Source organism: Streptomyces sp. NPDC005492, assembly GCF_040605995.1.
Classification (GTDB): Bacteria; Actinomycetota; Actinomycetes; order Streptomycetales; family Streptomycetaceae; genus Streptomyces.
On the sequence record NZ_JBEXDX010000009.1, the window covers coordinates 20,070 to 41,292 of the forward strand.

At 70.9% G+C, this 21,223-nt stretch carries 15 protein-coding genes; 12 read left to right on the forward strand and 3 right to left on the reverse strand.

Annotated features, from left to right (window positions below):
* The first annotated feature begins 4 nt into the window (after positions 1-4).
* From ABZT04_RS14830 to ABZT04_RS14855, 6 genes are all read left to right on the forward strand, one after another.
* Complete coding sequence (locus ABZT04_RS14830; RefSeq protein ID WP_356056587.1) at positions 5-2,248, forward strand: MMPL family transporter; 2,244 nt, start codon at positions 5-7, stop codon at positions 2,246-2,248.
* On the forward strand, positions 2,226-2,801 hold the full coding sequence (locus ABZT04_RS14835; RefSeq protein ID WP_355920881.1) for a GNAT family protein: 576 nt from the start codon (positions 2,226-2,228) through the stop codon (positions 2,799-2,801). The genes ABZT04_RS14830 and ABZT04_RS14835 overlap by 23 nt, the downstream gene beginning before the upstream one ends.
* Positions 2,802-2,836: 35 nt before the next feature.
* The gene (locus ABZT04_RS14840) at positions 2,837-3,439 is read left to right on the forward strand and encodes a hypothetical protein (protein WP_356056588.1); all 603 of its coding nucleotides are present in this window, start codon (positions 2,837-2,839) and stop codon (positions 3,437-3,439) included.
* A 198-nt stretch (positions 3,440-3,637) separates the two neighbouring features.
* Positions 3,638-3,823 (forward strand): hypothetical protein, encoded by a 186-nt coding sequence (locus tag ABZT04_RS14845; RefSeq protein WP_356056590.1) that lies wholly within the window; start codon positions 3,638-3,640, stop codon positions 3,821-3,823.
* Between the two features lie 101 nt (positions 3,824-3,924).
* Positions 3,925-6,987 (forward strand): AAA family ATPase, encoded by a 3,063-nt coding sequence (locus ABZT04_RS14850; protein ID WP_356056592.1) that lies wholly within the window; start codon positions 3,925-3,927, stop codon positions 6,985-6,987.
* 37 nt (positions 6,988-7,024) lie between these two features.
* Entirely contained in the window at positions 7,025-7,246 is a 222-nt protein-coding gene (locus tag ABZT04_RS14855) for a DUF6191 domain-containing protein (RefSeq protein WP_356056593.1), read from the forward strand.
* On the opposite strand, the gene ABZT04_RS14860 is transcribed toward ABZT04_RS14855, so the two are convergent.
* Both ABZT04_RS14860 and ABZT04_RS14865 read right to left on the reverse strand, forming a co-directional pair.
* Positions 7,203-8,357 carry a PQQ-dependent sugar dehydrogenase gene (locus ABZT04_RS14860; RefSeq protein WP_356056839.1) on the reverse strand — a complete coding sequence of 385 codons (1,155 nt, stop codon included), beginning with the start codon at positions 8,355-8,357 and terminating at the stop codon, positions 7,203-7,205. The genes ABZT04_RS14855 and ABZT04_RS14860 overlap by 44 nt on opposite strands.
* Before the next feature lie 139 nt (positions 8,358-8,496).
* Entirely contained in the window at positions 8,497-9,495 is a 999-nt protein-coding gene (locus tag ABZT04_RS14865) for an aldo/keto reductase (RefSeq protein WP_356056595.1), read from the reverse strand.
* A 76-nt stretch (positions 9,496-9,571) separates the two neighbouring features.
* On the opposite strand from ABZT04_RS14865, the gene ABZT04_RS14870 reads away from it, so the two are divergent.
* From ABZT04_RS14870 to serA, 6 genes are all read left to right on the forward strand, one after another.
* Positions 9,572-10,519, forward strand: coding sequence for a 2-hydroxyacid dehydrogenase (locus tag ABZT04_RS14870; RefSeq protein WP_356056596.1), 948 nt, complete (start codon positions 9,572-9,574; stop codon positions 10,517-10,519).
* A gap of 437 nt (positions 10,520-10,956) precedes the next feature.
* Entirely contained in the window at positions 10,957-13,935 is a 2,979-nt protein-coding gene (locus ABZT04_RS14875) for an EAL domain-containing protein (RefSeq protein ID WP_356056597.1), read from the forward strand.
* Positions 13,936-14,178: 243 nt separating this feature from the next.
* Positions 14,179-16,026 carry an acetolactate synthase large subunit gene (locus ABZT04_RS14880; RefSeq protein ID WP_356056598.1) on the forward strand — a complete coding sequence of 616 codons (1,848 nt, stop codon included), beginning with the start codon at positions 14,179-14,181 and terminating at the stop codon, positions 16,024-16,026.
* Between the two features lie 20 nt (positions 16,027-16,046).
* Complete coding sequence (gene ilvN / locus ABZT04_RS14885; protein WP_019058577.1) at positions 16,047-16,574, forward strand: acetolactate synthase small subunit; 528 nt, start codon at positions 16,047-16,049, stop codon at positions 16,572-16,574.
* Positions 16,575-16,716: 142 nt separating this feature from the next.
* Positions 16,717-17,715, forward strand: a complete 999-nt coding sequence (gene ilvC, locus ABZT04_RS14890) for a ketol-acid reductoisomerase (protein WP_356056600.1) — start codon at positions 16,717-16,719, stop codon at positions 17,713-17,715.
* Between the two features lie 234 nt (positions 17,716-17,949).
* The gene (serA, locus tag ABZT04_RS14895; RefSeq protein WP_356056601.1) at positions 17,950-19,539 is read left to right on the forward strand and encodes a phosphoglycerate dehydrogenase; all 1,590 of its coding nucleotides are present in this window, start codon (positions 17,950-17,952) and stop codon (positions 19,537-19,539) included.
* 71 nt (positions 19,540-19,610) lie between these two features.
* Here the strand turns inward: serA and ABZT04_RS14900 are convergent, their stop codons facing one another.
* Complete coding sequence (locus ABZT04_RS14900) at positions 19,611-21,164, reverse strand: MFS transporter (RefSeq protein ID WP_356056602.1); 1,554 nt, start codon at positions 21,162-21,164, stop codon at positions 19,611-19,613.
* Between the last annotated feature and the right edge of the window lie 59 nt (positions 21,165-21,223).

Genomic DNA, 21,223 nt, shown 5'->3' on the forward strand with positions numbered 1-21,223 from the left:
GTTCGTGGCAGCCCTTGCACACTGGTGTGTTCGGCACCGCCTCGCCGCCGTCCTGTTGTGGCTCCTCGCGTTCGGCGGGATCACCGCGGCCGCCGCCGTCACCGGGTCGGCGTACTCCAACGACTACGAGGCTCCCGGCACCGAATCGGGCCGTGCGACCCAGCTCCTCAAGGAGGGGTTCCCGGGGCTCGGCGGCGACAGCGACACCGTGGTCTGGCACACCTCGCCCGGCTCCGTGCGCGCCGCCGACGTCGAACAGACCATGACGGACGCCCTGGACAAGATCGCGAGCCTGCCCGGAGTCGCCTCCGTGGTCGGCCCGTACGACGGTCAGGGCACCGGCCGGATCAGCGCCGACGGACGTACCGCCTACGCCACCGTCACCTTCGCGCACCAGGCCGAGGACATCGACACGTCCCAGGCGCGGGCGGTCGTCCACACCGCCAAGGCCGCCGAGACCGACGGGCTCCAGGTGGAACTGGGCGGCAGCGCCATCGCGCTCACCGAGTCGTCGAGCGGGCACACCGCCGAGATCGTCGGGGTGGCCGTCGCCGCCCTCGTGCTGTTCCTCGCCTTCGGCTCCCTCGCCGCCTCACTGCTGCCCATCGGAACCGCCCTGGTGAGCGTCGGCACCGCCTACGCGGCGATCGTGCTGCTCGGGCACGCGATGGCCGTCGCCGACTTCGCGCCCATGCTCGGCATGCTGATCGGGCTCGGCGTCGGCATCGACTACGCCCTGTTCATCGTCACCAGACACCGGCGCGGTCTGAAACGCGGGCTGTCCGTCACCGAGGCGGTCACCGGCGCGGTCGTCACCACCGGACGCGCGGTCGTCTTCGCGGGTGCCACGGTGTGCATAGCTCTCCTCGGGATGCTGATCCTGCGGCTCGGCTTCCTCAACGGGGTCGCCATCGCCGCCTCGTTGACCGTGGTGCTCACCGTCGCGGCCTCCGTGACCCTTCTCCCGGCCCTGCTGTCCTTCATCGGCCCGCGCGCCCTGAGCCGCCGCGAACGCCGCCGACTGGCCGAGCACGGGCCCCAGCCGGAGCTGCCCACCGGCCTCGCCGCCCGCTGGTCGGTGTTCGTCGAGCGCCACCCGAAACTGCTCGGCATCCTCGCTCTGGTCGTCATGACCGTCCTCGCCCTGCCCACCCTCGCCCTCCACCTGGGCACCTCCGACCAGGGCAACGACCCCAAGTCGTCGACCACCCGCCAGGCCTACGACCTCCTGGCGGACGGCTTCGGTCCCGGTGTCAACGGGCCGCTCACCCTCGTCACCAAGATCGACGGAGCCGAGGACAAGCTCGCCCTGGACAACCTCGACGCCACCCTCCGCACCACCGAGGGCGTCGCCTCGGTGACCCCGGTGACCTACGACGCCGGCGGCTCCACCGGCTACTTCTCGGTCGTCCCGGACTCGGCACCGCAGTCCCAGAAGACCAGCGACCTCGTCGACCGGCTGCGCACCGAGGTGCTGCCCCGGGCCGAGACCGGTACCTCGCTCGACATCCACGTCGGCGGAGTGACCGCGAGCTACGACGACTTCGCCGCCGTGATCGTCGGCAAGCTCCCGCTGTTCGTCGGGGTCGTCATCGCGCTCGGCTGTCTGCTGCTCCTGCTCGCCTTCCGGTCGATCGGCATCCCGCTCAAGGCCGCCGCGATGAACGTCGCCGCCGTGGCCGCCGCCTTCGGTGTCGTCGTCGCGATCTTCCAGTGGGGCTGGGGCAGCGAATTCCTCGGTCTCGGCCGGGCCGGACCGATCGAACCCTTCCTCCCCGTGATCATGGTGTCGGTCCTCTTCGGGCTCTCCATGGACTACCAGGTCTTCCTGGTCGGCCGCATGTACGAGGAATGGCTGGAAACCGGCGACAACCGCCGGGCCGTCCGCGTCGGCCTCGCCGAGACCAGTCGCGTCATCAACTCGGCCGCCGTCATCATGATCTCGGTCTTCCTCGCCTTCGTGCTCAGCGGCGACCGCGTGATCGCCATGTTCGGCATCGCGCTCGCCTCCGCCGTCGCCCTGGACGCCTTCGTCCTGCGCACCCTCCTGGTCCCGGCCCTCATGCACCTGCTCGGCGGCGCCAACTGGTGGCTACCCCGCGGCCTGGACCGCGTCCTGCCCCGCATCAGCATCGAACCGCCCGAGTGCCGCGCCGCCCATGAGAGGCTGGCCGCCGCGACGGACGCCGAGGTGGCGGACGTCCTGGCGAAGGAGCGGGAGCAGGATGTACGCGATATCCCTGGGTGACGACGGCGCCGAACTGCGTCCCCTGGAGCCGTGGCACGCCGAGGAGTTCTTCGCCCACCTGGAGCGCGGCCGGGAGTTCATCGGCCAGTACATCTCCTTCGGCTCAAAGGAGACGGACGTCGAGTCCGCGCGGGCGATGCTCCAGCGCTACGCCGACCTGCGCGCCGCCGACAGCGCGTCCCTGCACGGCATCTGGCTGGACGGGAAGCTCGTCGGCGGGGTCCTCTTCCTGAACTTCCACGCCGACCAGGGCAACTGCGAGGTCGGCTGCTGGCTGGAACCCGCCGCCGCCGGGCGCGGGCTGATCACCCGCGCGATCCGGATCCTCATCGATTTCGCGATCGAACAGCGCGGCATCCACCGGGTCGAATGGCATGCCGCGTCGGGCAATGAGAAGAGCCTGAATGTTGCCCGCCGCATGGGCATGACCAGGGACGCGGTCCTCCGCGAGTCGCACCCCTATCGGGGGGTACGGCACGACATCGAGGTGTGGTCGGTGCTCGCACCCGAGTGGCGCGAGGCACGCGCGCGTGACCCGCACAGCGATCTTTAAGGAACTTCTCAGACTTCACCCCTACCGTGCGCACCATGGGTACCAAGACTGTTGACGAGGCCGCGAACGAGGCCACCGAGGTGAAGAGCGACGCGGAGACCGTCGATGTCACCAAGACCGACGAGGAAGTGACCGCGCCCGAGACCGAAGCCACCGACGAGGCCGAGCACGAGGACGACCTCACCGAGGAGGAGTACGCCGCCGAGCTGGCGAAGCTCCGTGAGGAGGAGGGCGAGGGCCCGACCGGCGTCGGCCAGGGCGCCGCCGCCGTGGTCTCCGCCGCGCTCGGCTTCATCTCGCTCTCCGGCGGCTGGATCGGCACCGTCGCCGCCGCCCGCGAGACCCTCAAGGGCCAGCTCTCGACCTCCTCCACCGCGAGCGTCGCGACGCAGATCAAGGAGGTCTACGGCGACGCCTGGCACACCACCGCGCTGTGGGCCGGCATCTTCGCGCTGGTCGCCGCGCTGGTCGGCGTCGCGGTCCTCGTGCGCCCCGCGTTCGGCACCCCCGGCAAGCCGCAGGCCGTCTGGATCAAGTCGGTCGCCTGGGCGGGCGTCACGCTCGGTGTCGTGGGCCTGCTCCTGGCCGTCCTGAAGTACACCGACGTCCTGCTCAGCCTGCCCTCCGCGAGCAGCTGAGTCACCGCAGTTCATCAGGGGTCTTAGGGCCTCCGTAAGCACCTTACGGAGGCCCTGAGGCCCCTTACTCATGTCTAAGGCCCGCCCCGCCCCCGCAAGATGCGGAACTCTCCCGATGTGGCGGACCCCCCTTGGAGACAAAGGTTGAGGCATCGCACCGAGCGAAGCCGAAAAACCGCCTCCACCAAGGGACTTGAGATGCACGAGTACGAACTCCACCAGATCCGTGCCGCCGAACTGCGCCGCCAGGCCGCCGGCGAGCGCCTCGCCCGCGAGGCCGTCCGCAGCCGCCGCGCCGCCCGCCGCGAGCAGGCCCGGCAGGCCGCCGAGAGCGAGGTGCATACCGAACGCCCCCGCCGGCACCTGTTCGCCCGTGCGTGGTGAACGCTCGGGCACGGGAGGGCGGCCCCACGGCGCCCGCCGGGGCGCTCCTCCCCTCGGCCGCCCTCCCGAAAACCGGTGCCGCGTTGTCAGACCCACGTGACATGCTCCAACCCGTGGAGACCAGGTCCGTCAGTCCGGTCTTCGTCGGCCGCGCCGACGAACTGGACACGCTGAACGATGCGCTCGCCCGCGCCGCCGCGGGCGAGCCGCAGGCGTTGCTGCTGGGCGGCGAGGCCGGTGTGGGCAAGACCCGGCTCGTCGAGGAGTTCGCCACCGCCGCCTGCCGGCAGGGCGCCGTCGTCGCCCTCGGCGGCTGTGTTGAGATCGGCGCGGACGGACTGCCCTTCGCCCCGTTCTCCACCGCGCTGCGCGCCCTGCGCCGCGAACTGCCCGCCGAGCTGTCCGCGGCCGCCGCCGGACAGGAGGAGGAACTCGCCCGGCTGCTCCCCGAGTTGGCGGAGACACCCCCCGCGGGGCGGGCCCGCGGGCGCGACGAGGAAGGCATGGCCCGCCTCTTCGAACTCACCGCGCGCCTTCTGGAGCGCGTCGCCGCCGACCGCACGGTCGTCGTCGCCCTGGAGGACCTGCACTGGGCCGACGCCTCCACCCGCCACCTCCTCGCCTACCTCTTCCGCACCCTGCGCACCGGCCGCCTCGTCGTCCTCGCCACCTACCGCGCCGACGACATCCACCGCCGCCACCCGCTGCGCCCGCTGCTCGCCGAACTCGACCGGCTCCGCACGGTCCGCCGGATCGAACTCGCCCGCTTCAACCGGCAGGAGGTGGCCCGCCAGATCGCCGGCATCCGCGCCGCCGAACCGGACCCCGCCCAGGTCGACGAGATCTTCGAACGCTCCGACGGCAACGCCTTCTTCGTCGAGGAACTCGCCGTCGCCGCCCCCGACGGCTGCCGCACCTGCCTCACCGACTCCCTGCGCGACCTGCTCCTCGTCCGCGTCGAGTCACTGCCCGAGAGCGCCCAGCGGGTCGCCCGGATCGTCGCCGAGGGCGGCTCCACCGTCGAGTACCGACTGCTCGCCGCCGTCGCCCGGCTCGCCGAGGACGACCTCATCGAGGCGCTGCGGGCCGCCGTCGGCGCCAACATCCTCCAGGCCGCGCCCAGCGGCGACGGCTATCGCTTCCGCCACTCCCTGGTCCGCGAGGCGGTCGGCGACGACCTGCTGCCCGGCGAGCGCTCCCGCATCAACCGCCGCTACGCCGAGGCCCTGGAGGCCGACCCCACGCTCGTCCCCGCCGACCAGCGCGTCATGCGGCTGGCGAGCTACTGGTACCACGCCCACGACGCCGCCAAGGCCCTCCCCGCCGTCCTCGACGCCTCCGTCGCGGCGCGCGGCCGACACGCCCACTCCGAGCAACTACGGCTCCTGGAGCGGGCGATGGAGCTGTGGGACACCGTCCCCGACGCCGTACGCGCCGCCCTGCGCCCCCTCGACTACGCCGAGGTCTATCCCCCCTGCGGCTGCGACCCCGAGACCACACCCCTGCGCTACCTCGACCTGATGGCCGAAGCCGCCGTCGCCGGCCGGTTGAGCGGGGAGCGCGAGCGCGCCCTGAAGATCACCAAGCGGGCACTGCGCCTCCTGGAGGACGAGGGGGACCCGCTGCGGGCCGCCTGGTTCTGGGTGCAGCGCTCGGTCCTGATCCGGAACCAGAGCCGCGGTGACGGCTGGCCCGAACTGGCCGCCGCCCAGGAACTCGTCCGCGGACTGCCGCCCTCCGAGGTGCACGCGGAGGTACTGGCCAAGGTCGCCGGCTGGTCCATGCTCCATGTGCCGGGACCCGACGCCTATGTGGCCGCCGAGCGGGCGGTCGAGTACGCGCGGATGGTGGGCGCCCGCGAGATAGAGATGGACGCCCGCCTCACCCTGGCCGGCCTCATGGTCGCCTCCGGCGATGTCGAGGCGGGCCTCGCCGAGCTGGTCGAGGTGAACGAACTGACGGTCGCCGAGGGCATCTCCACCGTCGCGGGCCGCAGTTATGTGAACCTCCCGTCCTCCCTGGAGACGGTCGGCCGCTCCCGCGAGGCCGTCCCGATCCTGGAGACCGGGCTCGCCTTCGCCAAGAAGTTCGGCCAGTTCGACAAAGAGGCCTGGATCTGGGGAAACCTCGCCGAATCCCTCTTCACCCTGGGCCGCTGGGACGAGGCCGCCGAGGCCGCGACCAAGGCGGAGCGGGTGGGCCAGAGCGCCAAACCCCGCGGCTTCCACGCCCGCCTCCGCGCCGAACTCGCCCTCGCCCGGGGCGACGTGGCCGAGGCCCGCCGCCAACTCGCCGCGGCCCGCGAGCACTTCGGCACCCATGACATCGCACCCCAGCACCACCAGCCCCTGGAGCGGATCGAGATCCAGGTCGCCGCCGCCGAAGGCCGCCTCCTCGACGCCCGCGCCACCCTCGAACAGGTCCTGGACTCCGGATTCCGGCCCGGCACCCATTTCGAGACCTGGCCCCTGCTGGTCGCCGCGGCCATCGCCGAGACCCAGGCCATCGGCCTGCCCGCCGCCGACCCCGGCCGCCCCAAGATCCTCGAACGCATCCGGGAGGCGGCCAAACCGGTCCCCGCCAACGTCCCGGTCTGGCAGGCCCACGAACGCTGGCTGCGCGCCGAACTGCTGCACGCCGAGGGCCGCTGCACCCCCGACGACTGGTCCGAGGCCGTCGCCGCCTTCGAACACCTCGACCGCCCCTACGACCTCGCCCGCGTCCGCCACCGCCTCGCCGAAGCCCTCCTCTCCGACTCGACCGGCGGTGAGGACGAGCGCGACCGCGCCACCGAACTGCTCCGGCTCTCCGCCGCCGTCGCCGACCACCTCGGCGCCCGCCCGCTCGCCGACGCCGTCGCCCTGCTCGCCCAGCGGGCCCGGCTGACGCTCACCCGGGTCCCCGAGCCGAGAGCCGTCGCCGCCGATCCCGTCGAGGCACTCGGCCTCACCAGCCGGGAGCGCGACGTCCTGCGCCTGGTCTCCGCCGGCCGCACCAACCGGCAGATCGCCGAGGAACTCTTCATCTCGCCGAAGACCGCGAGCGTCCACGTCTCGAACATCCTCGGCAAGCTCGGCGTCTCGGGCCGGGGAGAGGCCGCGGCGGTGGCCCACCGGCTGGGCCTGTTCCCGCCCGATGCGCTCACCGTGCGATCCGCGGGATGAGCCGTACGCTGTAGGGGACCGGCACAGGGGAGGCGCCGTGTTCAACATGTTCGAGGAGTTGTTCTCACCGGGCCGCAAGCACACCGAGGACGAGCGCAATCGGCTGGAGATGACCAGGGAGGACGTCGGCGACGGCGACCCCGGGCGCGGGCCGATAGACCTGGAGTCCGGCAAGGTCGTCGTACGCCTGCCGGACCCCTCCGCCGATCCGTCCGCTACGTCCCCTGAAGCTCAAGAATCCGATCGTCCCCCGACTTAGGCGTGCCCCGCCCGTCCGTGTTGCTGGTCACCAGCCACAGCTTGTCGCCACCGGCCGACACCACCGTGCGCAGCCGGCCGTACTCGCCGGTGAGGAAGGCCTGCGGGGCGGCCGACGCCTTGGTGCCGTCCAGCGGGATGCGCCACAGGCGCTGGCCCTTCAGCCCCGCCATCCATATGGAGCCCTCGGCATAGGCGATGCCGCTGGGGGAGGCGTCGTCCGTGTGCCACTGGGTGATCGGGTTGTGGTACTTCGGGTTGCCGGCCTTGCCCTCGGCGTTCGGCCAGCCGTAGTCGTCGCCCGGCTTGATCGCGTTCAGCTCGTCCCAGGTGTCCTGGCCGAACTCCGAGGCGAACAGCCGCTGCTTGGTGTCCCAGGCCAGGCCCTGCACATTGCGGTGGCCGTAGGTGTACACCGGCGAGTTCGGGAACGGGTTGCCCGGAGCGGGGTCGCCCTCCGGGGTCAGCCGCAGGATCTTGCCGCCCAGGGACTTCTTGTCCTGCGCCAGGCCCCGCTGACCGCTCTCGCCCGTGCCCGCGTACAGCATGCCGTCCGGGCCGAAGGCGATCCGGCCGCCGTTGTGGATATAGCCCTTGGGGATGCCCTTGAAGATGGTGTCGGGCGCGCCCAACTGCTCACCGGCCGGCTTCTTCGCGTCGTACAGCATGCGGACGATGCGGTTGTCCGAGTCCGAGGTGAAGTAGGCGTAGATCATGTGGTCCGAGGCGTAGTCCGGGGAGAGCGCGATGCCGAGGAGGCCGCCCTCGCCGGCCGGGGACACCCCGGACACCGTGCCCAGCTCGGTCTTCTTGCCGGTGGCCTCGGCGATCCGGGAGATGGTGCCGTCGTCGCGCGAGGAGACCAGCAGGTTCCCGTCGGGCAGCGGGGCCAGGCCCCAAGGGGTCTTCAGCCCCTCGGTGACCGTGCGCAGCACCTTCACCGTGCCCTTGGCGGGCGGGGTCCGCTCGGCGGCCTGTGCGGAGGGGGACGCCCCCGTCGTCGTACCGCCGCCGCCGGATGACGCACTGGTGGCGTCGGCCGGGGATCCTCCGCCGTCGGAGGAGCAGCCGGCCGTCAGCAGGAGTGCGGTCACGGCCAGGGTGGCCGACACGACTCGTCGTTGCACGATCAGGTCCCTTCGACGGGGCGGGTGCCCGCGGCTGGTTCTCTTTTCATACACCGCTCGCGCCGCGCGGGTTCCCGATCGGCGAGCGCCGACGCACGATCCGGCCCCGCCCCGTGTACGACGGTCAGTCCCAGGAACCCAGCGCCGCCGGCAGTTCCGCGACCTCCGTGAGGTCCTCCGGTGTCAGCCGCAGTTCCGCGGCCTTCGCGTTCTCCGTCACCCAGCGCTCCCGCTTGGTGCCCGGTACCGGCACCACGTGCGGCCCCTGCGCCAGCACCCACGCCAGGGCCACCTGCGCCGGGGTGACCTCCGGGCCGTGGCGCCGGGCCACCCGTCGCAGCCCGGCCACGATCGGCTGGTTCGCGGCCGTCATCTCCGCGGTGAAACGGGGATGCCTGGCGCGCAGGTCGTCCGGCTCGAAACCCTCGCCCGGGGTCAGCGTGCCGGTCAGGAAGCCGTTGCCGAGCGGCATCGCGGCCAGCAGACCGACCCCGCGCGCCGCGCACCACGGCAGCAGCGCGTCCAGCGCCTCCGACGACCACACCGACAACTCGGCCTGCACCGCGGTCACCGGGAACACCTGCTGCACGCGCTGGAGTTGGCGGATCGTTCCGTCATGCAGCCGCGCCCCCGGCCGGCGCGCGGAACGGGCACCTACCGCGCACATCCCCAACGCCCGTACCTTTCCCGCCCGTACGAGATCCGCCATCGCGCCCCAGGTCTCCTCGACCGGGACCTCGGGGTCGGCGCGGTGCAGTTGGTAGAGGTCGATCACATCGGTCTGGAGGCGGCGCAGCGAGGCGTCGCAGGCCCGTTTCACATAGCCGGGGCGGCCGTTGGCCACGATGTGCTGCTCGCCGACCAGCAGACCGACCTTGGTCGACACGAACGCGTCCTCGCGCCGCTCCTTCAACACCCGCCCCAACAAAAGCTCGTTGGTGAACGGGCCGTACATGTCGGCGGTGTCCAGCAGCGTCATCCCCAGATCGAGCGCCCGGTGCACCGCCCTGACCGACTCGTCGCCCCGCTGCCGCGACCCGCTGTACGCCCAACTCATGGGCATGCAACCGAGTCCGACGGCCCCCATCGCGAGCGCCCCCGCGCCGATCGTCCTGCGCTCCACCTGCTCGTGACCCTCCCTCTTCCGGCACCCCAACCTAACCTCTGCGCGCGTGTGGCCCTGACATAGCCTCCTGACCATGACTGCTGACGTGTGGCTGCCCATTCCTCCGGAGGAGATCGAGGGGCTTCCGGAGGGGCCGAACTATCTGTTCTGGGACGGGGGTGAGGAGTTCCCGGCGGACCCGGCCGACTGCGTGTTCTACGTCGTGCCCTACATGAAGGGCACCGAGATCGGTGTGCGGCCGCTGCCGGAGATGGCTTCCGTGGAGGTCGTGCAGACCCTCTCGGCCGGCATCGACCATGTGCAGCCGGGGCTCACGTACCTGCGCCCCGGTGTGCGGCTGTGCAATGCGCGGGGAGTGCACGAGGCGAGCACCGGCGAACTCACCCTGACGCTGATCCTCGCCTCGCTGCGCGGCATCCCCGACTTCGTGCGGGCGCAGGACAAGGGGGAGTGGCTCGGGGGGTTCCGTCCCGCCCTCGCCGACAGGTCCGTCCTCATCGTCGGCTACGGCTCCATCGGCTCCGCCATCGAGGACCGGCTCACTCCCTTCGAGCTCGCGCGGGTGGCGCGCGTGGCGCGCTCCGGGCGCACCACCGAGCGCGGACCGGTGCATCCGCTCTCCGAACTGCCCGCACTGCTCCCGGAGGCGGACGTCGTCATCCTCTCCACGCCCCTCACCGAGACCACCCGGCACCTGGTCGACGCCGAGTTCCTGGCCCGGATGAAGGACGGCGCGCTGCTGGTCAACGTGGCCCGCGGCCCCGTCGTGGACACCAAGGCGCTGCTCGCGGAACTGGAGAGCGGCCGTATCACCGCGGCGCTGGACGTCACCGACCCCGAACCGCTGCCCCAGGGGCACCCGTTGTGGCAGGCGCCCGGCGTGCTGATCAGTCCCCATGCCGGCGGGCCCACCTCGGCGTTCCTGCCGAGGGCGAAGCGTCTGGTTGTCGACCAGTTGGGGCGGTTCGTGAACCAGGAACCGCTGCGCAACGTGATCCTTACGACAGGACCCACGGGGTAGTCGCAACAAGCGTGCAATCCGCTTCCGGTACCCTCCGCAATCTTCCGGAAGCGGGGCGTGCACGCATCTCCGCTGGTCGTCACGGAGCGTAGAGGAACTATGTCCCTGAGTGACGAGACTGGTGTATCGTCCCGGCAGGGGCTGCGCCGCGCACCGTTCGGCGCCGGGGATGGACATTTCAGACTGTGAGGGGGGCGACGGGCGATGCACGGCCTATGGACGAGCGATCCGACGCGGCGGGACCGCCGACGGCGACCCTGGCGCACCGCCGCGCGCAGACGCGGCCACCACGGCAATCACGGCAGTCACAGCGGCCACGGCGGACATCCCGGCGACCACGGGCATCATCACCGAAGGCCGGGCGGCCGCCGGAGGCACACCCATCCAGCGCACCGGGGCCCGCGGGACCCGGGAGCGACGCGGACCGGGAGGGCCCGGTGAGCGCGCCACCGTCTCCGACGACCACCCTCAACGGGGCGCTCCGGGACCGGACTTCTCCCGAGGCGCGGCTGCCCCGACCGCCGGGTCCCGGCGGCGGACGCAGCCTGGTCCAGCAACTCGTCCTGGCCCTGGTCTGCGCGGGATACGCCATCGGTGCCGCGGTCGACTGGGGGTCGTCCCAACTCGCGCTGATCATGGGCGACTTCGGGCTGAGCGCCGCGGCGGGTACGGCCGCCGTCTCGTGCCTCCTCTACGCGCGCAGCCGCCGTATCCGCTTTCGACCCGCCTGGATGCTGTTCTCGCTCTCCTCGGCGATGGCGGCGCTGGGCAATGGAGTATGGGGGTGGTACGAGGTCGTGCTGCAGCGCCCCGTGCCCAGCCCCAGTTACGCCGATCTGTTCTTCCTGTGCTTCGCGCCGCCCGCCATCGTCGGGCTCCTGGTCCTCGCCAAACGACCGGTCACCAAAGCGGGTTGGGTCTGTCTGGCGCTCGACGCCTGGCTGATCGGCGGCTCGCTGCTCACGCTGTCCTGGAGCCTCGCGCTGGCCCAGGCCGCCAAGTTCGACGGGCCGAGCGTGGCCCACACCGCGCTGTCGCTGGCGTACCCGCTGCTCGACATCGCCCTGGTCAGCATGGTGCTCGCGCTGCACTTCCGGCGCTCCTCGGTCAACCGCACCGCCGTGAACACCGCGATCGGCGCGCTGGCCCTGACCGTGATGTGCGACGCCCTGTTCACCTCACCGCTGCTGCACAACAACTACCACTCGGGCCAGTTGCTCGACGCGGGCTGGTTCGCCGGTTCGCTGCTCCTCGCGTACGCCCCCTGGGCCGCGCCCCGGCACAGCCGACCCGAGGACGACGGGCACACGCGCGTGGTGCACGAGCACCGGCCCGGACAGCCGGCCGGTACCCGACGCCAGGCACCCGCGCCGGGCGCCGAGCACGATCGGTATCCGGCCACCCGGCCCATCGCGGGCTCGCTGGCCGCGCTCACCCCGTATCTCGCCGCGGCCGTCTGCACGTTGGGGATCCTCTACAACGTCCTCAACGGCCGCAGCCCCGACCGCGTGGTCCTCATCACCGCGGGCTGCGTGGTGCTCGCGCTCGTGGTGCGCCAGGGCATCATGCTGCTCGACAACATCACCCTCACCCAGGAACTGGCCCAGAAGGAGAACCACTTCCGCTCCCTGGTGCAGGGCTCCAGCGACGTCATCATGATCGCCGCCCCGAACGGCATCCTCCGCTACGTCTCCCCGGCCGCCGCCGGTGTCTACGGCAAGGCCGCCGAGGAACTGGTCGGGACCGAACTGGCCTCGCTCATCCACCCCGAGGACCTGGGCTGCGTGGTGCACGAGGTGCGCCGCTTCCTCACCGCCGGCCCCTTCGAGGAGTCCACCACCCGTATCGAGTGCCGCTTCCGGTCCGGCGACGGCGGCTGGCTGAACGTCGAGTCCACGGTCAACCGCCACCACGGCGGCCTGATCTTCAACAGCCGGGACGTGACCGAAAGAGTGCGCCTCCAGGCGCAGTTGCAGCACAACGCCGAGCACGACCCGCTCACCGACCTGCCCAACCGCGCGCTGTTCACCAAGCGCGTCCAGCAGGCCCTGTCCGGCCGCCGCTCCACCGACCGCGGCACCGCCGTGCTCTTCATCGACCTCGACGGCTTCAAGGCGGTCAACGACACGATCGGCCACCAGGCCGGGGACGAACTCCTCGTCCAGGCGGCCCGCAGGCTCCAGGACTCGGTCCGGCACGGCGACACCGCGTCCCGGCTCGGCGGCGACGAGTTCGCGGCCCTGATCGTCGGCGACGGCACCCGGGACCGCTCCGCCCGCGAGCGGCACATCATGGAACTCGCCGACCGCCTGCGCCTCACCCTGTCCCAGCCGTACCTCATCGACGGCAACGATGTCCGCGTCGCCGCCTCCATCGGCGTCGCCTTCGCCGAACCGGGCCTCGGCGCGGGGGAGTTGCTGCGCAACGCCGACCTCGCCATGTACCGCGCCAAGGGCGCAGGCAAGGGCCGGGTCGAGCTGTACGCGCCCCAGATGCAGCAGGACGTCGTACGGAAGGCGGAGCTGGCCACCCGGCTGCGGGCCGCGCTGCACGACGGCGAGTTCGCGCTGCTGCACCAGCCCGTGGTGTCGCTGACGGACGGCCGGATCGCGTCGGTGTCCACGCAGGCGCGCTGGCGGTCCTCACAAGGGGTGCTGTTCACGCCGGCCGAGTTCCTGCGGGTGGCCGAGGACAGCGACAAGACCGCCGAGCTGGGGCGCTGGATGCTCGAGGAGGCCGTGGAGCAGGCCGCCGAGCGGACCGCCACCGGGCTCGCCGTGCCCGTGGGCGTCCGGATGAGCGCCCGGCGACTGCTGGACCGCTCGATGCCGCTCGGCTCGATCGAGGCCCTACTGACCCGGCACGGGCTGCCCTCCGGTTCGCTGGTGATCGAGCTGTCGGACACCGACCCACGGGTCTCCCTGGACGAGTTGGAGCGGCGCCTGACCGCGCTGCGGCGACTCGGGGTCCGGATCGCTCTCGACGGATTCGGGAGCGGTTACGCGGCCATCACGGCGCTGCGGCGGCTGCCCGTGGACGTACTGAAACTGGACCGCGGTCTGGTCGAGGGCGTCGTCGAGTCCGCGCGACTGCACAAGATCACCAGTGGGCTGCTGCGGATCGCCGGAGACCTGGGGCTGCAGTCCGTGGCCGACGGGGTGGACCTGCCGGAACAGGTGGTCGCCCTGCGCGCGATGGGCTGCACGCACGGGCAGGGCATGGCCTTCTCCGGACCGCTGGACGAGTACCGGCTGCGCCGGGCCCTCTCGCGCGGCCACTATCCGGTGCCGCACGGGCCGGCCGAGCCCGCGTTCGCGGGTAGTGGCTCCGGGGTGTACACCAGTGGTGTGCCCGCGGTTCTCGGTGGGGGAACGGCCCTCCGCTCACATAATGAGACTCCCGTCCCACCCACTTGACAGTCGGTGCGTGCCGGGGGGAGGGTCAATGCCATGCGCACCCGAATTCTCGTACTTGGAAAGCGCGTCGGCTGAAGCTGGTGACGTCCGGACGGACCCGGAACTCCCAGCGACCGCACCCGGCGCGCTCCCCTCGCTTGCCTCACGGCACGAGGGGTTTTTTGTTGCACAGGCACCAGTCGTGCAGCAGCTAAACCCCGCACAAACCTCGCAAAAACCCTCAGCATCGAGAAGAGACTGACGATGACCGAGCAGGCCACCGGGGCCCATCCGCAACCGCGGCCCCGATCCGGAGGACAGCAGTCCGCCCCCGAGCACGTCACGGGTGCGCAGTCCCTCATCCGCTCGCTCGAGGAGGTCGGGGCCGACACCGTATTCGGCATCCCCGGCGGTGCGATCCTTCCCGCGTACGACCCCCTGATGGACTCCACGCGGGTCCGCCACGTCCTGGTCCGGCACGAGCAGGGCGCCGGCCACGCGGCCACCGGATACGCGCAGGCCACCGGCCGGGTCGGCGTCTGCATGGCGACCTCCGGCCCCGGCGCCACCAACCTGGTGACCCCGATCGCGGACGCCCACATGGACTCGGTGCCGCTCGTGGCGATCACCGGGCAGGTGGCCTCCAAGGCGATCGGCACGGACGCCTTCCAGGAGGCGGACATCGTCGGCATCACGATGCCGGTCACCAAGCACAACTTCCTGGTCACCAACGCCGAGGACATCCCGCGGACCATCGCGCAGGCGTTCCACATCGCCTCCACCGGCCGCCCCGGCCCGGTCCTCGTGGACATCGCGAAGGACGCCCTCCAGGCGAAGACCACCTTCTCCTGGCCGCCGGTCATGGACCTGCCCGGCTACCGCCCGGTGACCAAGCCGCACGCCAAGCAGATCCGCGAGGCCGCCAAGCTGATCACCGCCGCGAAGCGGCCCGTCCTCTACGTCGGCGGCGGTGTCATCAAGGCACAGGCCACCGCCGAGCTGAAGGTCCTCGCAGAACTCACCGGAGCGCCCGTCACCACCACCCTGATGGCGCTCGGCGCATTCCCCGACAGTCACGAGCTGCACGTGGGGATGCCGGGCATGCACGGTGCGGTCACCGCCGTCACCGCGCTGCAGAAGGCCGACCTGATCGTCGCCCTCGGCGCCCGCTTCGACGACCGCGTCACCGGGAAGCTGGACAGCTTCGCGCCGTACGCCAAGATCGTCCACGCCGACATCGACCCCGCGGAGATCGGCAAGAACCGCGCCGCCGACGTGCCGATCGTCGGGGACGCCCGCGAGGTCATCGCCGACCTGGTGCAGGCGGTGCAGAAGGAGCACAGCGAGGGCCACACCGGCGACTACCGCGCCTGGTGGAAGGACCTCAACCGCTGGCGCGAGACCTACCCGCTCGGCTACGAGCAGCCCGACAACGGCTCGCTCTCCCCGCAGCAGGTCATCGAGCGCGTCGGCCAACTCGCCCCGGAGGGAACGATCTTCGCGGCGGGCGTCGGCCAGCACCAGATGTGGGCCGCGCACTACATCCAGTACGAGAAGCCGGCCACCTGGCTCAACTCCGGCGGCGCCGGGACGATGGGCTACGCGGTCCCGGCCGCGATGGGCGCCAAGGCCGGCGCCCCGGACCGCACGGTCTGGGCGATCGACGGCGACGGCTGCTTCCAGATGACCAATCAGGAACTCACCACCTGCGCCCTGAACAACATCCCGATCAAGGTCGCCATCATCAACAACGGCGCCCTCGGCATGGTCCGCCAGTGGCAGACCCTGTTCTACAACCAGCGCTACTCCAACACCGTGCTGCACAGCGGCCCGGAGGCGGACGGCAAGCAGCCGAGCGCCGGCACGCGCATCCCCGACTTCGTCAAGCTGTCGGAGGCGATGGGCTGTTACGCGATCCGCTGCGAGTCCCCCGACGACCTCGACAAGGTCATCGAAGAGGCCAACTCGATCAACGACCGCCCCGTCGTGATCGACTTCATCGTCCACGAGGACGCCATGGTGTGGCCGATGGTCGCCGCCGGCACCTCGAACGACGAGGTCATGTTCGCCCGGGACGTCCGCCCCGACTTCGGCGACAACGAAGACGACTGAGCGAGAGAGACGAAAGAGAAATGTCCAAGCACACGCTCTCGGTCCTGGTCGAGAACAAGCCCGGTGTCCTCGCCCGGATCACCGCCCTGTTCTCCCGGCGCGGCTTCAACATCGACTCCCTCGCCGTCGGCGTCACCGAGCACCCCGACATCTCCCGCATCACGATCGTGGTGAACGTGATCGAGGCACTCCCCCTCGAACAGGTCACCAAGCAGCTCAACAAGCTCGTCAACGTGCTCAAGATCGTCGAACTGGAGGCGGGTTCCGCCGTTCAGCGCGAACTCGTTCTGGTGAAGGTGCGCGCCGACAACGAGACACGCTCCCAGATCGTCGAGATCGTCCAGCTCTTCCGCGCCAAGACCGTCGACGTCTCCCCGGAGGCCGTCACCGTCGAGGCCACCGGCTCCAGCGACAAGCTGTCCGCCATGCTCAAGATGCTGGAGCCGTACGGCATCAAGGAGCTGGTCCAGTCCGGCACGATCGCGATCGGCCGCGGCGCCCGCTCCATCACCGACCGCTCGCTGCGCGCGCTTGACCGGTCCGCGTAAGCCTCGTAGAAGATTCGTCTACGACCGGAATGCGGGCGGCCGGCAGCCGTCGGCCGCCCGCATTCCGAGACCCGGAAACTTCCCCTCCCGCCGCCGTCATACGGTGGGACGCAACACCTGCACACCAAGGAGAGAACCCAAAGTGGCCGAGCTGTTCTACGACGCCGACGCCGACCTGTCCATCATCCAGGGCCGCAAGGTCGCGGTCATCGGCTACGGCAGCCAGGGCCACGCCCACGCGCTGTCGCTCCGTGACTCGGGTGTCGACGTCCGTGTCGGTCTGCACGAGGGCTCCAAGTCCAAGGCGAAGGCCGAGGAGCAGGGCCTGCGCGTGGTGACGCCGTCCGAGGCCGCCGCCGAGGCCGACGTCATCATGATCCTGGTGCCGGACCCGATCCAGGCCCAGGTCTACGAGGAGTCCATCAAGGACAACCTCAACGACGGCGACGCGCTGTTCTTCGGCCACGGCCTGAACATCCGCTTCGACTTCATCAAGCCGCCGGCCGGCATCGACGTCTGCATGGTCGCCCCCAAGGGCCCGGGCCACCTGGTGCGCCGCCAGTACGAGGAGGGCCGCGGCGTTCCGTGTATCGCGGCCGTCGAGCAGGACGCGACCGGCAACGGCTTCGCGCTCGCGCTGTCGTACGCCAAGGGCATCGGCGGCACCCGCGCCGGCGTCATCAAGACGACCTTCACCGAGGAGACCGAGACCGACCTGTTCGGTGAGCAGGCCGTGCTGTGCGGTGGTACGGCCGCGCTGGTCAAGGCCGGTTTCGAGACGCTGACCGAGGCCGGTTACCAGCCCGAGATCGCGTACTTCGAGTGCCTGCACGAGCTGAAGCTGATCGTCGACCTCATGTACGAGGGCGGCCTGGAGAAGATGCGCTGGTCGGTCTCCGAGACCGCCGAGTGGGGCGACTACGTCACCGGCCCGCGGATCATCACGGACGACACCAAGGCCACGATGAAGCAGGTCCTCGCCGAGATCCAGGACGGCACCTTCGCCCGTGAGTGGATGGCCGAGTACCACGGCGGCCTGAAGAAGTACAACGAGTACAAGCAGAAGGACGCCGAGTCCCTGCTGGAGACCACCGGCAAGCAGCTCCGCAAGCTGATGAGCTGGGTGGACGAAGAGGCGTAAGGCCTGAGGCCGAGGGGCCGGAGCGCGCGCTCCGGCCCCTTTGTCCAACCCGTCCAGCCACGGATGGGTGATCCTTCCGCAGAGGCGTAAGACGACTGTCGGCGCGCCACTACACTGCCGTACTACATACGCGTCAGGCCCACAGCGTCGTGCGTCTCCAACGCGGCCAGTACCCTCCACCGCCTGCGGCCGTCGGGACGGCCGTCCGCACGCAATGGACTTGTGAGGACTCACGTGAGCTCGAAACCTGTCGTACTCATCGCTGAAGAGCTGTCGCCCGCGACCGTGGACGCCCTCGGCCCGGACTTCGAGATCCGGCACTGCAACGGCGCCGACCGAGCCGAACTGCTCCCCGCGATCGCCGACGTGGACGCGATCCTGATCCGCTCGGCCACCAAGGTCGACGCCGAGGCGGTCGCCGCCGCACGGAAGCTGAAGGTCGTCGCACGAGCCGGCGTCGGCCTGGACAACGTGGACGTCTCCGCCGCCACCAAGGCCGGCGTGATGGTCGTCAACGCTCCCACCTCGAACATCGTCACCGCCGCCGAGCTGGCCTGCGGTCTGCTGCTGGCGACCGCACGCCACATCCCGCAGGCCAACGCCGCGCTGAAGAACGGCGAGTGGAAGCGCAGCAAGTACACCGGCGTCGAACTGGCCGAGAAGACCCTCGGCGTCGTCGGCCTCGGCCGCATCGGCGCGCTGGTCGCCCAGCGCATGTCCGCGTTCGGCATGAAGGTCGTCGCCTACGACCCCTACGTCCAGCCTGCCCGAGCCGCGCAGATGGGCGTCAAGGTCCTCTCCCTGGACGAGCTGCTCGAAGTCTCCGACTTCATCACCGTGCACCTGCCCAAGACCCCCGAGACGGTCGGTCTGATCGGCGACGAGGCGCTGCGCAAGGTCAAGCCGACCGTCCGCATCGTCAACGCCGCGCGCGGCGGGATCGTCGACGAGGAGGCGCTGTACTCCGCGCTCAAGGAGGGCCGCGTCGCCGGCGCCGGACTCGACGTGTACGCGAAGGAGCCCTGCACGGACTCCCCGCTCTTCGAGTTCGACCAGGTCGTCTCCACCCCGCACCTCGGCGCCTCCACCGACGAGGCGCAGGAGAAGGCCGGTGTCTCGGTCGCCCGCTCGGTGCGCCTCGCGCTCGCCGGTGAACTGGTCCCGGACGCGGTGAACGTACAGGGCGGTGTCATCGCCGAGGACGTCAAGCCGGGCCTGCCGCTCGCCGAGAAGCTCGGCCGCATCTTCACCGCCCTCGCGGGCGAGGTCGCGGTCCGCCTCGACGTCGAGGTCTACGGCGAGATCACCCAGCACGACGTCAAGGTGCTCGAACTCTCCGCGCTCAAGGGCGTGTTCGAGGACGTCGTCGACGAGACCGTGTCGTACGTCAACGCCCCCCTGTTCGCGCAGGAGCGCGGTGTCGAGGTCCGGCTGACGACCAGCTCCGAGTCCGCCGACCACCGCAACGTGGTCACCGTGCGCGGCACGCTCGGCACCGGCGAGGAGGTCGCGGTCTCCGGCACGCTGGCCGGTCCCAAGAACCTCCAGAAGATCGTCGCGGTCGGCGACTACGACGTCGACCTCGCGCTCGCCGACCACATGGTGGTGCTGCGGTACGAGGACCGTCCCGGTGTGGTCGGCACGGTCGGCCGTGTCTTCGGCGAGGCGGGTATCAACATCGCCGGTATGCAGGTGTCCCGCTCGGTCGCGGGTGGCGAGGCGCTGGCTGTCCTGACCGTCGACGACACGGTTGCCGCGGGTGTGCTGTCCGAGGTGGCCGAGGAGATCGGGGCCACGTCGGCTCGTTCGGTGAACCTGGCCTGAGCCATATGTGAACGCCGGGCGGGTTGAGGAGGTGATCCTCAACCCGCCCGGCGTTCCTGTGTGTTGGGACGTCACGCCTGCGCTTCCTGCGGGTGTGCCGCCACCGGCTCGGGTGCCGGCACCCGTAGCCCCCGCAGGGTCCGCGCCGCCGCGAAGGCCGCGCCCAGCAGCAGCACCGCGCCCGCGATCGCCGCGCCGTGCATGCCGTCGGTGAAGGCCTGCCGGGCGGTCGCGGTCAGGGCGTCTCCCGTGTGCCCCGGCAGTCGGCGGGCGACGGCGAGGGCGCCGCCGAGGGTCTCATGGGCCGGGGCGGGGGCCGAGGCCGGGATGCCGTGGCGGTAGACGGCCGTACCGATGGAGCCGAGGACCGCCATGCCGAGCGCGCCGCCGAACTCCGCGCCGGTCTCCATCAGCGAGGAGGCGACGCCCGCCTTCTCCACCGGTGCGCTGCCCATCGCGAGGTCCATGATCTGGGACATCACCATGACGATCCCGGAGGCGAGGACACCGGCGGCGGCCAGGGCCAGCCAGAGGGAGTCGGTGCCGGTGAGGGCGAGCATGCCGTAGCCGGTCGCGGCGATCGCGAAGCCGGACGCGACGACGTAGGCGCGGTCGACTCCCTTCTGTACGAGGGTGGTTGCCAGCGGGGCCGCCATGCCGATCGGCACCGAGGGCAGCAGCGCCCACAGGGCCGCCTCCATCGAGCTCTTGCCGAGCACCGACTGCAGGTACTGCGTGGTGAAGAAGGCCGAGCCCATCATCCCGAAGGCGGAGACCAGGTTGAGGACGACGGAGGGGGCGAAGCCCCGGCCGCGGAACAGCGCGGGGTCGATCATCGGGGAGGCCGCGGTGCGCTGGCGGTGGACGAAGAGGGCCGCGAAGAGCAGGCCGACGGTGATCGAGACGACGTACTGGGCGTGCCAGCCCTCGGACGGGATCTCCTTGAGGCCGTAGATCACGGGCAGTACGGCGGCCAGGGACAGCGGGACGCTCTGCCAGTCGAAGCGGCCGGGGGCGGGGTTCTTGGACTCGGGGAGCAGGAACGGGCCGAGGACCAGCAGCAGCGCCATCGCGGGCAGGTTGATCAGGAAGACCGAGCCCCACCAGAAGTACTGGACCAGCACACCGCTGAGCACCGAGCCGAGCGCGACACCGGCGGTCATCACGCCGGACCACAGACCGATCGCCTTCGCGCGCTGGCCTGGGTCGGTGAACATCGTGCGCAGCAGCGCCATGGTCGAGGGCATCAGGGTGGCGCCGCCGATGCCGAGGATCGCGCGAGCGGCGATCAGGGTCTCGGCGCTGTTCGCGTAGGCGGCGATGAAGGACGCGGTGCCGAAGGCCGCGGCGCCGATCAGGAGGAGCCGGCGGCGGCCGATGCGGTCACCGATCGAGCCCATCGTCATCAGCAGGCCGGCCAGGACGAAGGCGTAGATGTCGAAGATCCACAACTGCTGGGTGCCGCTGGGCTCCAGGTCCGCGCTGATCGCCGGGATGGCGAAGTAGAGGACGGAGACGTCCATGGAGACCAGCAGCAGCGGCAGCATCAGGACGCCGAGCGCGGTCCATTCCCGTCGCCCGGCACGGGAGTTGGGGGTGCTCGCGGGGTTCGTCGAGTTCGTCATGAGAGCGAATGTACGCACGTCTTAAACGCTTGTCTAGAACGAACGTATAAGTCACGTGT

Bases quoted from the DNA above. Each gene is read 5' to 3' on its own strand.
- ABZT04_RS14900 (WP_356056602.1), bottom strand. From the start codon at position 21,164: ATGACGAACTCGACGAACCCCGCGAGCACCCCCAACTCCCGTGCCGGG.
- ABZT04_RS14880 (WP_356056598.1), top strand. From the start codon at position 14,179: ATGACCGAGCAGGCCACCGGGGCCCATCCGCAACCGCGGCCCCGATCC.
- ABZT04_RS14840 (WP_356056588.1), top strand. From the start codon at position 2,837: ATGGGTACCAAGACTGTTGACGAGGCCGCGAACGAGGCCACCGAGGTG.
- ABZT04_RS14850 (WP_356056592.1), top strand. From the start codon at position 3,925: ATGCTCCAACCCGTGGAGACCAGGTCCGTCAGTCCGGTCTTCGTCGGC.
- ABZT04_RS14845 (WP_356056590.1), top strand. From the start codon at position 3,638: ATGCACGAGTACGAACTCCACCAGATCCGTGCCGCCGAACTGCGCCGC.
- ABZT04_RS14835 (WP_355920881.1), top strand. From the start codon at position 2,226: ATGTACGCGATATCCCTGGGTGACGACGGCGCCGAACTGCGTCCCCTG.
- ABZT04_RS14870 (WP_356056596.1), top strand. From the start codon at position 9,572: ATGACTGCTGACGTGTGGCTGCCCATTCCTCCGGAGGAGATCGAGGGG.
- ilvN (WP_019058577.1), top strand. From the start codon at position 16,047: ATGTCCAAGCACACGCTCTCGGTCCTGGTCGAGAACAAGCCCGGTGTC.